Origin of the sequence: Bacteroides sp., from assembly GCF_030151085.1 — a bacterium.
Taxonomy (GTDB): domain Bacteria; phylum Bacteroidota; class Bacteroidia; order Bacteroidales; family Bacteroidaceae; genus Bacteroides.
Window position 1 is genome coordinate 1 of the sequence record NZ_JASLER010000079.1, and the last position, 13,506, is coordinate 13,506.

Annotated in this window: 13 protein-coding genes; 7 read left to right on the forward strand and 6 right to left on the reverse strand. The window is 41.9% G+C overall.

Features of this window, described 5'->3' with window-relative positions:
- From Q1W14_RS15655 to Q1W14_RS15665, 3 genes are all read right to left on the reverse strand, one after another.
- The coding region (locus Q1W14_RS15655) for a glycosyltransferase family 8 protein (protein WP_300703071.1) at positions 1–756 on the reverse strand (756 nt) is incomplete at its 3' end.
- A 14-nt stretch (positions 757–770) separates the two neighbouring features.
- A complete protein-coding gene (locus Q1W14_RS15660) occupies positions 771–2,555 on the reverse strand; it encodes an asparagine synthase C-terminal domain-containing protein (protein WP_300703073.1) in 1,785 nt (594 codons plus the stop codon).
- A 21-nt stretch (positions 2,556–2,576) separates the two neighbouring features.
- Entirely contained in the window at positions 2,577–3,746 is a 1,170-nt protein-coding gene (locus tag Q1W14_RS15665) for a glycosyltransferase family 2 protein (protein WP_300703074.1), read from the reverse strand.
- 724 nt (positions 3,747–4,470) lie between these two features.
- Between Q1W14_RS15665 and Q1W14_RS15670 the strand changes: the two genes are divergently transcribed.
- The 7 genes from Q1W14_RS15670 to Q1W14_RS15700 all read left to right on the forward strand — a co-directional run bounded on the left by Q1W14_RS15670 (position 4,471) and on the right by Q1W14_RS15700 (position 11,287).
- Positions 4,471–5,562 (forward strand): hypothetical protein, encoded by a 1,092-nt coding sequence (locus tag Q1W14_RS15670; protein WP_300703076.1) that lies wholly within the window; start codon positions 4,471–4,473, stop codon positions 5,560–5,562.
- Positions 5,563–5,765: 203 nt separating this feature from the next.
- Positions 5,766–7,580 (forward strand): AAA family ATPase, encoded by a 1,815-nt coding sequence (locus Q1W14_RS15675; protein WP_300703078.1) that lies wholly within the window; start codon positions 5,766–5,768, stop codon positions 7,578–7,580.
- 52 nt (positions 7,581–7,632) lie between these two features.
- Positions 7,633–7,878 carry a DUF4248 domain-containing protein gene (locus Q1W14_RS15680; RefSeq protein ID WP_300703080.1) on the forward strand — a complete coding sequence of 82 codons (246 nt, stop codon included), beginning with the start codon at positions 7,633–7,635 and terminating at the stop codon, positions 7,876–7,878.
- A gap of 170 nt (positions 7,879–8,048) precedes the next feature.
- The gene (locus tag Q1W14_RS15685) at positions 8,049–9,998 is read left to right on the forward strand and encodes a HAMP domain-containing sensor histidine kinase (RefSeq protein ID WP_300703082.1); all 1,950 of its coding nucleotides are present in this window, start codon (positions 8,049–8,051) and stop codon (positions 9,996–9,998) included.
- 179 nt (positions 9,999–10,177) lie between these two features.
- A complete protein-coding gene (locus tag Q1W14_RS15690; RefSeq protein WP_300703083.1) occupies positions 10,178–10,678 on the forward strand; it encodes an HU family DNA-binding protein in 501 nt (166 codons plus the stop codon).
- 24 nt (positions 10,679–10,702) lie between these two features.
- On the forward strand, positions 10,703–10,804 hold the full coding sequence (locus Q1W14_RS15695) for a smalltalk protein (protein ID WP_294588149.1): 102 nt from the start codon (positions 10,703–10,705) through the stop codon (positions 10,802–10,804).
- A 39-nt stretch (positions 10,805–10,843) separates the two neighbouring features.
- Positions 10,844–11,287 carry an N-acetylmuramoyl-L-alanine amidase gene (locus tag Q1W14_RS15700; protein WP_300703084.1) on the forward strand — a complete coding sequence of 148 codons (444 nt, stop codon included), beginning with the start codon at positions 10,844–10,846 and terminating at the stop codon, positions 11,285–11,287.
- Positions 11,288–11,307: 20 nt separating this feature from the next.
- Here the strand turns inward: Q1W14_RS15700 and Q1W14_RS15705 are convergent, their stop codons facing one another.
- From Q1W14_RS15705 to Q1W14_RS15715, 3 genes are all read right to left on the reverse strand, one after another.
- Positions 11,308–11,652: a hypothetical protein gene (locus tag Q1W14_RS15705; RefSeq protein WP_300703086.1), complete on the reverse strand. Its 345-nt coding sequence runs from the start codon at positions 11,650–11,652 to the stop codon at positions 11,308–11,310.
- Entirely contained in the window at positions 11,639–11,914 is a 276-nt protein-coding gene (locus Q1W14_RS15710) for a hypothetical protein (RefSeq protein ID WP_300703087.1), read from the reverse strand. The genes Q1W14_RS15705 and Q1W14_RS15710 overlap by 14 nt, the downstream gene beginning before the upstream one ends.
- A 521-nt stretch (positions 11,915–12,435) precedes the next feature.
- A complete protein-coding gene (locus tag Q1W14_RS15715; protein WP_300703116.1) occupies positions 12,436–13,482 on the reverse strand; it encodes a cytochrome c peroxidase in 1,047 nt (348 codons plus the stop codon).
- Positions 13,483–13,506: the final 24 nt, after the last annotated feature.

Consider the following 13,506-nt stretch of genomic DNA (forward strand, 5'->3'; position numbering starts at 1 on the left):
CTTCCAAGCACAAGTATAGTGTATTACAGCTCGATGAGCTATTTCACTGTTAATTTCATGTAACACTTCTGTTGTATAAAAGGGAAAAGGACGCATCAATGTATTCATTACATTCCAGCGGAAAGGAAGATTTTTCCAATGTCCATGAAATAATATGTTCAAAATATCCTGATCATGCCACAATAGCGTATCTGCTTTCTCTTCAGCAATTTGCAAAGCTTCTTCAAATATATTTTGCTGACGCCAGAAATCTAAATTGATATGCAACAACCCAGCATTAAAATATTTGTCGTACATAGGGTAAGCTAAACGCTCAAAAGTTTCGGGCATAAAACTTAAAGTATCCATAACTGCAGCTAATGCTACATTAGTAACATCGATATCCCAAAGCGGACGAAGTTTCCCCGTAACAATCATATCACAGTCCATATACAGAATATGAGACAAATCTTTAGGTAATAACTCTGGTAGTTTTAAACGATAATAACTTGCTATAGAAATATGATCTTTCGCTCTTAAAGGAAATTTATGAAACAAGCTTTTATCCATCTCATAATACACTAAACTCTGACCATATTTTTCCACTATCTGAGAACACAACACTCTTTTATTGTCTGATACACCATCTAATAACAGATGTATAGTGAAACGTTCTTCTTTATTATTCTCAAATATAGAAATCAATAAAGTACCTAGATGTTGTATATAAGCATCGTCCGATGCTAAGACAATATGAATAGAATCCGATTTATCCATAATTACATCATATTTTAGAATTTAATTTCCTTCCCTACCACAAACTCCTCCCACCAAACTACCAGCGTTAGCAAATTAAAATATTGCAGCGCCTTATTCTGCTTATGCCAAAACCAGCCGCCTACTTGCCCCTCTTCACGATCATAGTTAACAAGGAACTTCTCAACCATATCACGACGCAAATATTCCTCCATTATACTAGAAGCAAGAATGAATTCTTTGAATCGTTTACGTTGTGCCGTATCACGGAAAAACAAAGGCATAGGAGCAAAGCCTCCCTGTTTTTTCTTAGAAGTGATAGCTTCGGGAAGCAATGGTTTATAGTGATATTTCAATAAATATTTTGAAACGGAACGTCCGCGAGCAATGTCTAAAGCACTATTTCCCTTGCATTTTAATCCAACTGGCAAGTCCTGTAGGAAATTATAAAGATCTAAATCCATAAAAGGAAACGTCAGGTTATTGCCAAACATCTGGGACATGCGGGAAGCTTTATATAAAATAATGCGATTGATTACAATTTCTAAATCCGAAACAATGGCATGCTGGGTATAAAGACTTTCAAAGCTACTAGTATTTGCCTTGGGAGATTGCGTAGGAAGAAAATCACGCTTGGGATTTTGCAAAAGCCCACACAACGCTGAATCTGAAAAGCCGAAACGTTCTCCTTCCAATACATGAAGAATCTTATCTAAATGGAAGTTGATACGCGAAAGTTTGCCACCGGTATCAAAACGTTCATGACTTAAAACCTTATTAGCGCATTGCAACAAAGGTCGCATGCCAGTACGTGCCGCAAGATAACGTAAAGCTACTTCACGGCCGGATGTACCGAAATATTGATCGCTACCATCACCACCCAAAATAACCTCCGGCTTATCGTCACCTATCATGCGCATAGCACAATAGTTAACCATCAATCCACCTTCCACAAAGGGTTCACCAAGAAAACGAACAATTTCAGGCAAAGCATTGATTTCACTTCCATCGATCTCATATTCATGGTGTCGGGTGTCAAAAGTATCGGACATCAATCGCGCCATTGGCAGTTCAGTCCAAGTATCTCCTTTAAACCCTACGGAATAAGAATCAATTTGACCATCGTATATACTACGTAAAGCTGCAAGATTAGAACCCGAATCGTAACCACCACTTAAAAGTATACCTACACGGTTACTATCACCAATTCTGCGGCGAATGGCCTGTTTATGAAGCTCTCCATATCGGTGTGAATAGCTTTCTATATCAGGATTTTTATCTATTACGACTTTATACTTAGTATTAAAAACACTATCACGCACAAGGATATTGACATCTTTCGAAAAGATATGAAACCTCTCTCCTGCTTCTAAAACAGAAACATCGGACATACCCCCAAAACCTTTTTTTAAAATTCCACGCTGAAGAAAAGTACTCAATGCAGAGGGATTATAGCTGAAGGATTTTTGGGATTGCTTTTGCAAAAACTGCCAAGAAGTGGAAAAATTCTTATCATCAGTGCAATAAACAGGATAATGCGTACCATGATGATCACGTACTATGCCACATTCCTTTTCTGCATAATATACGATTGTAAAAGAGCCATCTAAACGGGAAAATCCGTAAACAGGATCAGATGCATAAGCCACAGCTGCTATCTTCGCATCACTATCCTCAGGAGTTGATTGTAATATATCTCGATTATACAGAATTCCATAAAAGAAAAGCCGTAAATCAGCACTTTCAAAAACCGATTCCGGCTCATCACCCATCACTTGGGTTGTTCGCCAGTCTTTAAGACTTAATTTCCCGTATATCATAGTTCATATAAATTTCAATCATTATCCTGGCACCCCATGCTCCGTATGAATAAACTTCTTATTAGCCCCCCTCAGTTTAAAAATATTGGCAGCCATCAACAAGAAGGTGTAAGGGAGTGATTGCAGAGCCATCCCTAAACGGCTGGTACAATACCTTTTGGGAACTGCAACAAGCAGCGCTACAGCAAGCAGGATTAGCAGTACCCACCACTTAATCCCCCAAATCCATCTATAGCATGTAAATGCTACGGCGAGAAAGAAGGTAAAACCCATCAACAATAGACGGGGGATAGATACTTGCTGAAACAATTTATCGCAAAAGTCCCAGTTACGGGCGGCAAGTGCTTTCCACAAGTACTTGGCAAACATTTGGCAATAATGCCACTGTGCCGAAAGCCAACGACGACGCTGACGAGAGAAATCACCAGTGTTCTGGATTTTCTCGTCGAAGACAAAAGTCTCGGGCATATAATGGAAATGCTTACCTTGATAAAGCAGAGTCAGTTCAAGTTCACGGTCGAAACCACCCACTGCTTTGACATTTGCCATAGTATCGCGGAACAGATCGTAACGAAATGCCATTCCCGAACCGATGAGGGCAGCCGACATGCCTAGTTTGGCGTGCCCCAAACGGAAAATAGTATTGTTTATTTCTTCACTGATCGCATCGAGCAATGCCATATCATTATTCAAATTCTTGGCTACGCGATGGGCTTGCGCAATTTCAACTTTAGGGTTGGCGAACTGATCGTTTATATCATTCAAAAAATCGTAAGTAACTACATTATCGGCATCAAGTATCACAGCAATATCATAATCATTGCCTATGGCAGCCATGGCGGCATTCAAAGATTTGGATTTCGTACTGTTTTCAAAGTGTACTTCTACTAAGCGAATGGGAAGTTTTGACAATGAGGCATTAGTTGCAGGCTGCATACGATCTGAAATCACTACTATGTCAAACTTGTCCGAAGGGTAATCCTGATCCAGACAAGCATCTACACACTCACTTATCACAGCATCTTCACGATATGCAGGTATAAGTATAGCTATACGCTTATGCTCCTTTGCAGGCGCAGGTCTTGGCAAAGGCGGACGACGCGATGCCAGACTATAAATCAATAGATACAATATGTTTATCGCAAACAATATGTATAGCAACCAATCTATTATAGAAATTATATGTTCCAAAATCTAAGCTCTTTAATCTTTTTTATTTATCGATAAATGCCGTACTGCGAGACATGCGTTACAAAGATACAAAAAAAGAAAAAGAGTTTATACAAAAGTGATATTATTTTATTTCCCATTCATCTTCGCACCTCAAAAAAATTAGGTTATCTTTGTCTGCATTTTTAATAAACACTTAAATATGTCAAAAAATTATCTTTAGTACTTTGCCTTGAAGACAAGGTAGTAGTGGACATTAAAATTGATGTCACTCACACAAAAAATCCATTATTGGATATGTTTGAGATCATTGCAGAAGCAATTACTCATATCCTACAAAATCAAGATTGCTTGTCTGAACGCCAGAAAAGAGCGCTGGGACATTTGCGTAACATGACACGGCAACACGGAACGCAAAAGAAGTAGCAAACTGTGAAACAAATATTTACAGTGTTTCATAGGAGTCAGAATCACCTTAACACAAGAGCTCCACCGGTACATTAATTAAAATTATTTTAATTTTTAGCCAATGTACACTTTAGCTCCGATTTGGAATTATTGTCCTATCCATAAGCCCTCAGGAAGGGGATCGAAGTGCATAAAGTGTACAAAAGTCCATTTGCCAGATTAATATATAACCCGTACCTTCGTGGCATATTAATCGAAAGAACGCTACAATAAACGCCGTCGCCACCATAAGCAACCTCGCTTTGCGCAAGATCCCTTTCCTAAACAAACAACTGACATGAAAACAATTTTTTACTTGCAACACTCGCTTATGGCGATGAGCGATCCCAGAATGCAAAATCTTCTGGAAAAAGAAGGCCTCAGAGGTATCGGGGCTTACTGGTACATACTCGAAAAATTATCAATGGTGCCCGGGGAACGTGCACAAATAGAATACCTCCACCCTTTTAGCAAAGGCAAGAAGGTACCTTTTGCCTACCTCAAAAAAATCATCCTACATTACCTACTTTTCAGCATGGACGAAGAGGGATTTATCACACCCGAAGCACTGAATCCGATGCCTAAAAAGAAGCCAAAAAAGGATAAGGAATCCGCCGATTCCAAGTCAAAAAATGACAAAAATCGACAAAAAGCGTCGTTAAATAAAGCTAAAACGAAGCAGGAAAAATCAGGCAACAAGCTGAAAGATGGAACTTTAGCAAAAAGTGACATTGATAATACTAAAGAGAATATAAAAGATATAATAACAACAGCAACAACAGAAGAAAAAGAAGAGACTGCTGCTGCCGCTGTTACTTCTTCGGAATCTTCGGATGGCAACAAATTTTCGGACGGCAACGAACTTCAGCCCACTGTACCCCAAGAAACAACGCTCAACATCTGCGATGATTTCGGTCGACCACAACGGCCCTTACACAGTGTCCGCCCCTGGCAGGAATTAGCCGACGAATTGCTCAACGAAAACAGCGTATGGCTGGAAATAGCTTTCATGCGAAGCGGATACGGCACTCTGCTGAAACGGCATCTCAAGGCAGCAATAGAAATTTTCAAAAGCCACATCATAGCCTACGGCAAAGGAGACGACATGCTGGAAATGAGAGATATACAGAGCTATTTCATCAACTACGTAAATGCCGGAAGCCGCACGTCAAAGTCGCTGCACGAGGCACTCACCGCACTCGATGCCAAAGGATCTCCGAACAATCAAGGCAACGCCGATGAGCCTTACCGCTTCGAGCAATTCATCGACGGAAAGCGAACTTACCAAGGTTGTCCCATCCCCTACGATGCACCTCCAAGACCCGACGAAACCGCCTTTTGGGACGAAGAGCAACATGCATGGATTACAGGGAGAAAGGCAAAAAAATAGTGATCACTAATCACGCATCCCAGCATCTGAAATGATGCATGTCATTGTCCGGAATGACGCATCTTACCGCCCCAAATCACGCAGCTCATGTATCGTGAGCTACGTCATTCGAAGTGACGGGATGCGTCATAAGGGACGGTGAGATGCGTCATTTCAGAAACACAAGTTACAGTATATCATCGAGCATAAATAAGCCTACCAACATGAGAGATTTTCATAAATACGGGATTGACACCCGTGGCCGTAGCAGCGGCAAAGTAAGAACGATCTGCCCCCGGTGCAATGAGACCCGTGGGCACAAAGGAGACAAATCATTATCCGTCGATCTGGATCTCGGAGTGGCGCATTGCTTTCACTGCCAATATGCCATTTATATCCCCGACGACGCCGAAGAACGTACCAAGCAGGCACATCTCGAAAAATACCGGAAGTCCGCCAGCATTCCTTCGCACTTCCGCCGTCCCGTATTCGACCCTCAGAAATCGCAACTCAGCGAGAAACTGGAACTCTACTGGACAAAGGACCGTTGCCTGCCCCAAGAGTTGCTGAAGGAGCTGCGCATCACCGAACAAGAACAATTCATGCAGCAATCGGGCGCGAAGGAGAACTGCCTCTGTTTCAACTATTTTGAAGGAGATACGCTGGTGAACACCAAGTACCGTAGTGCGCAAAAGCATTTCATGATGGTGCCCGGCGCCGAACTTATCCCCTACAACGTAGACGGCATTTTGGGTAGCCGCGAAGCCATTATTACCGAAGGTGAATTTGACGCCTGCTCCCTGATGGCGGCTACCGGACGACGTGACATCATCTCCGTGCCCGCCGGAGCGCAGAGCAATCTTTCCTGGATGGACCGCTTCGTCGAAACCCACTTCGATGACAAAGAAACCATCTACCTCGCCACAGACAACGACCAAGCCGGACAAGTGTTGCAACAAGAGCTGATCCGCCGTCTGGGTGCCGAACGATGCCGATTGGTGAACTACGGACCCGGATGCAAAGATAGCAACGAACATCTTGTTCAATACGGAGCAGAAAGCCTTCGCATCTGCCTGGAGCAAGCCGAAGAAATTCCGTTGGAGGGTGTTTTCAATGCCGGAGACTATCAGGATGAGTTACGTTCTATCTTCGAAAACGGCCTGAAACGAGGTGCCGAAACCGGATGGTCCAACTTCGACGAAAACTGTACCTTCGAGACAGGCCGACAGATGGTAGTGACCGGACGTCCCGGCGATGGAAAATCTGAATTCACCGATGAGCTGGTCTTGCGTCTCTGCCTGAAGCATGGATGGAAAGTGGCTTACTACTCGCCCGAAAACATGCCCGTAGAATATCACTTGAAGAAGCTCGCCGACAAACTGCTGGGTAAAGAATTTTCGGCAAACACCTACGGCATGACTGAAGGCATGTACCAGCAAGTAGCGGATTGGTTAGCAGGAAACGTAACACATATCTTGCCCGGTGGTCAGGCTTACTCCATCGACAATATCCTCGAAAAAGCCCGCCAACTGGTGCGCCGCAGGGGTGTGCGTACAGTAGTCATCGACCCGCTGAACCGGCTGGAGCAGACCGAAGGTACTACGGAACGGGAGTTTATCCGCTCACTGCTCAATAAGCTCAGTCGTTTTGCCATCCAGCACAAATGTCTGGTTATCCTGATAGCCCATCCGCGCAAGGTGAATCGTAACGAGCAGACCGGCGCACAAAGGCGTATAGAAATGAACGACATTAATGGTTCCGCCGATTTTGGCAATATGTCGGACTACTGTATCGACGTAGACCGTGACGATGCAAAAGGGATGGTAACCATTTATATTGACAAAGTGAGATTCAAGCATCTGGGGCGTGGAAATACTTGCGCCAAGTTTGTGTACGACTTCGTGAGCGGACGCTATTTTCCTTGCGAGGAAGACATTATACAGACATCCGAAGGAGACCAGCCGGGACCTGTAAACACGCAGTCCGACCATAGTATTTGGTTGAAAAAAGAAGAGGAACAAACTTGTTTATTCAGCTAAAAATCAGTACATTTGTATAGTATTATAACGATAAGTAACCTAAACTTTAAGTATGATGAAAACAGATGTTTCTTCCTTAGAATCCTCTTTTCCTATCCGTAGTTACGGGAAGGGTGAATTGGCAATGTGCTATATTCCGAACGTAACGCAACAAACAGCCGTAAACCAGTTCAACGAGTGGGTACACACCGCTCCCGGACTGGAACAACGCCTGCTAGACACAGGTATGAACCGCGCATGCCGACGCTATACGCCTGCACAAGTGCAGCTCATGGTCAATGTTTTCGGGGAGCCTTAAGACTCCCCTTTTTTTTATGCAGCACACAAAATTATACTCGAAGAATATTTATTACTTCTTTCTCACTTGTTATTTGCTTTGTTATCGTATCTTCGCAGAAACTTTAAGTATTGGTTATGAAGCAATCATTTAGTATATTTATACTCATACTATGTTATTATAGTTCGGCAATGGCATTGACTATAAATAAGGATAGTCTTATTCGCATTGCAAAAACTACATCAAATCAAAATCTAAAAGCAAATATATACAGAGATCTGGCAGACTTTTATAATAAAAAGCCTGAAGAGACACATTATCTCAAATTATTGTACCAGTTGGGCAAAGAGACGAAGAACAAAGAATTGGTATTAAATGCTCTGACCGACCTGGCTTCTTCACACACCGTCAATATGAACTTCGATTCAGTGTATTATTACATTAATGAAATTAAAAAGGAAGTCGACGTGCAAGCAGAAAACAAATGCCTGTCTTACATCCGGATGAAACTCTTCGATGCCAGAAGGTATCAAGGAAAAAAAGAAGCGAAAGATGCACTTGACTATGAACTTGACTTTTTTAAAAGTGCAGACAAAAATAATATATACATCCAGATAGAAAGAGCCTATGTATCGGGAGGCAGCTTGATTGATTTTCAAAAATTCCAGGAAGCTAACGTTCATTTGGAAGAAGCATATCAAATGGCCAATAAACTATCCGATCGGGATGATATGAGATACCGTATCGCGACCAAATGGCTATATGCCAATAATCTCAGAGATTTAGGAAGAATGGACGAATGTGCAGAAGCGCTTGAAAGTCTTGTAGAATTATACAAAAACGATTATGAGGATAATTACTTAGGAAAACGAATTTACTATAACATTGAAAGCAATTATCTCCAGTGTTACGCATCATTGCTTATGCTTTCCGCAACATTGCCTAAAAAGAAATTGCAATATTACATTGATGAAATAAAAAAGATAGGAATGAACGTCACCGATCTGCGTGATCGCTATAGCTATCTCCTGGCAATGAATAATTACTATCTTTTTATAGGGGACTATCCGAATTCATTAGCCAACATCAACGAGCAAATAGGAATAATCCGCACGATTATGCCCAAGTATTTACCTTTTAAGTTCAAGTTGCAAGCGGATATCTATGAAGAAATGGGCGACTACCAGAATGCATTGGAAAAGCATAAGACCTACATACAACTCAAAGACTCATTCACGCTGAAAGAGAGGCAGGAGCAACTCAACACGCTTCAAGTGGAATATGAGGTGGACAAACTGAAATATGAAAAAGCAAACCTTGAAAGCAGAAACAAACGGATGCAGATTATTACACTTTCCATCATTCTGTTGCTAGCCATTCTCGCCTGTATCTACTTCTACTATCATTGGAAAAAGGAGAAGCAGATGAAGATGAACCTCTTCATCCTTCATCAGAAAGCAGGAGAAAGCGAACGGATGAAAGCCGAATTTATCAACTCCATGTGTCACGAGATACGTACACCGCTGAATTCCATCGTAGGATTTTCGGATATTATCTTGGACGAAGATTACGATGATGAATCGAAAGCCGAATTCCGCGAGTTGATTAAAACGAATGCGGGGATGCTGACTACGTTGATTGATGATCTGTTGGTGGTTGCCAATCTCGATTCGTCCAGGGAATTGCTTCCCTGCGAAGTTGTGAATGTCAGTAACATTTGCCGGGAAGAGTTCAGAAAAACCGAGCAAAGGAACCAGAAGCCAATCAATTATGTGCTGAATGTTCCGGAAGAAGAGGTCTTGTACTCAACCAATGCGAAACATCTTTCTATCGTTCTGGAAAACTTACTGAGCAACGCATACAAATTTACACAAAAAGGCTGCATCACTTTGGAACTTCTAAAGAGTGAGAACCCTGATAGTATTCGGATACAAATCAGTGACACAGGTTGTGGTATCCCGCTCGACAAGCAAGAAGTGGTCTTTGAGCGATTCATCAAGCTCGACTCTTTTACACAAGGAAACGGAATCGGTTTGTTTCTCAGCAAACTAATCATCTCCCGACTGATGGGAAGCATTGAAATTGATTCGTCGTACACTGACGGTGCCCGTTTTGTTATTTCTTTGCCGGCAATGAAGTAGTTTTATCCTCTGATATCCTCTCCTAACCTCCGTATACCTCCCCTAAGCTCCGCCCACCCTACTCCGATGTAGTATCTTTGTACCAACGAAACGAAGCAGGAATATCACTGCAGGGATATTCTTATGAATTCGTTTCGGGTATGAAATATTATTCATCAATCTTTAAAACATCAACAATCATGTCAAAAGCATTAGTTGTTCGTGGTCAACGCCACAAGAAGGTGGGAGATAAAAGTTCTCCGATGGTATACACGCTACGTCGTAAATCCAAAGATGCCAAAATCTTTGACCTCGCCCGTATAGCACAGGATATTGAGGCTCTGGGTGGTATGTCGGCCGAAGACGTGGAGCATGTAGGCAAAGCTATCGTGCGCCAAATGCGTCAGACGCTTACTGACGGTAACAGCGTTCGTTTGGACGGCTTCGGTATCTTCCACACTACCTTCCGTTGTCGTGCCACCGAAGTAGCCAAAGAGTGCACAGTGAAGAATATTGAGCGAGTAAACATCCGTTTCAAAGTAGCCAACACCTTGCGTCTGGTGAACGATGCCGTCGCCACCACCAAGGGAGCTCCGAATAATCTTGTCTTCGAGCTGGTATCCGAGGATAATAGCGAGAACTCTGGTAGCGGAGGTAATGCCGGTGGAGGGGGAGATGAGAATGATAATCCGTTGGGATAAATAACCACTAATCACTATTTTATGATGAGTACAAAATCTTCAACTTGGGACAAGGTATTGAAAGTAATAATTGCTATTGCTTCGGCAGTATTGGGTGCGTTAAGTGCGCATGCTATGACGCGGTAACCACCAGCTTATCATTTAGAACTTTCAGTCCTGACTTTTATGAGAGAAATTAATCTAATTGTGATACATTGTAGCGCCACGTGCGAGGACCATCCCTTTACCGAACAAGCCTTAGAGTCCGCACACCGCAGGCGTGGATTTGATGGTATCGGCTATCACTTCTATATCCGCCGTGACGGGTATATCTTGACTACACGCCCGGTCGAGAGGGTCGGCGCCCACGTTCGTGGCTACAATGCTCACTCTATTGGAATCTGCTACGAAGGCGGATTAGACCACTATGGTCTGCCCAAAGACACGCGTACAGAATGGCAACGGCACTCACTACGGGTACTGGTACGGGCCTTGCTGATGGATTATCCCGAAGCTCGGATAGTAGGGCATCGTGACCTCAGCCCGGATCAGAACGGAAATGGTGAAATAGAGCCGATGGAATGGACGAAACAATGTCCGTGCTTTGAGGTGAAAAGGGAGAAGTGGTAGCACTTCTCCCTTTTTAGAATTTATCTGATATATTGTCCTTCTATCCAATTATTAGTAATATGCTTTACCAAAATACGATTCTTTAATTCTACAAAGAAAATATACCACGTCGTTTTAGGAGAACTCTTACGTTTAAAGAAAGCATATTGCAAATTCTCCCCATATTTTGCAAAATGATATTCCACTGAAGGAGATACTTTATAATGAGGTACGGAAGATAATTGAGTAATAAAATCAACTATATCATCAACTACATGTTCTGCAGATTCATAAGAAGGTTTATATCCATCTATCACCAAAACATCTGAAAGACAGTACAAAAAATCTTCTACTTCAGGTAAAACATGTATTTCAATCGCTGGCATAGACATCTTTTAATCTCTTCTTACACAAAATACGAAAATCTTCCGCTGATAAGCTTCTCTCCCATTCTTCTTCAAATTGCTCTTGCCAACCAGTTTGTTTCTTCACAAAATCCAAAACGACACTGACTTCCTGAGGCTCATCCATACGCATTATTCGATTGACCAATTGTACCTTTAAAGCATTTATATCTCCATAAGGCATCGCAGGTTCAGATACCGATGAAGGTTCTGAAATATGTTTCTTATATGCTTTTGCACTCATCACTATAACTATTTTCCTGTAAAAATAACCTTTTCAACAGATATATGCAAGAAATTATTTGAAAGAAAACTTTATTCCTCACATAACTCAATCTACTAGTATATACAATAAAAAAACGAGCAAGCTCTCACGAACTCCTCGCCACTGTAAGAAAAGCCTTAAGGCTTTTCTTTTAAATTACATCTAATTTGTTATCCAAAAAAACTAATCTTTCTTCTTACCTCTAAAAAACAAACTTCAATTACCTAATCTGAAAACTTTAAATCTTAATTTTACCTTTTTTCCTAATTACCTAAATTTTTAATCCAAATATTAGTCTATGAAAAAATGTTTCAATCTTTTTTACCTATTACAACTAATTACCTTATTTAACTGAAAACTTTTATAGTGCAATTTCCCAACTGCTCTGCAAAGGTAAAAGGTTTTTGCGTGTTCGCAAACGTTCGGGACATTTTTTGTATGTTTTATAACATTGTTTTAGATTAAAAGCGTAATATTTACACTTATAAACACTTTATCGGCTATTTTGAGAGATAAATAGTATCAGTCAGCGTCTTAAGGAAGGCTACAATATCTGATTCTTCTTCCGGAGTCAAGCCCAAATCGCCTAACTCGTCATAATTGACGGTGGCAGGATATTCGGCAGGCGGAAATTCATCGCTGATGTCACGCACATTGTAGAAATGAACAATCTCTTCAAGAGTCTTGAAGTAGCCGTTATGCCCATAGGGAGCAGTCAGGGCTATATTGCGCAATGTAGGAACACGAAATTTGCCATTTTCTTCTTCCTTGCCGATAATCACTCCCAACCCCAAGTCGAGACTATCTTTTGTCAGGAGGAAATAGCCTTCGGGAACTTGAAAATGAGGATTGTCCGGATTACGGGGAATGCCCAGATTATCGTAAGTATGGTCGGTGAAGAGTACATGATGGGCATACTTGTCTTCATCCAGAATATGACATTCGGCACATTTACCTTTATCCTTGAACAGTTTCAAACCTCGTTTTTCCGGTGGAGTAAATTTACTCTTCTTCTTTTGCCAGGCATCGTATTTAGAAGAGAAAGAGTTTATCTCTTTCGAAGATTGATAAGCAGCCAAAGCATCGGTAATATAAGAATACAGACTATCGACGTCGGAGGTTTCGCCATACAGGCGTACCAGCTCGGAATAATATGGCGCACGACGTATCTTCCCAACCACGGTTGTGCGATCCGGATTGCCCATTTCTACAGGATTAAGGAAAGGTTCTCCGGCCTGATGTTGCAACGACGGAGAACGCCCGTCCCAGAAAAGTCCCCCTACAAAAGTTTCCTCTTCTTCGTCAAAATAGAGAGTAGGCACGTACATAGAATAACACACTGTCATAGAGTTGCGTTGCGAATAAAGTCCGCGAACAGCACCTTCGGAAACGATACGTGCATCACGGTCGGCAAAACCACGGGAAGAGGTATGGCAGGTTGCACAAGATTGCCCCGCCGGTTCGGATAAAAGCTCATCTTCGAAGATTAATTTGCCCAAAGCTTCTTTTTGAGATTGCATAGAGCTACGGGAGGTGCAGGAAAGCATCCCCAAGGCAAGTCCGCCACAAAA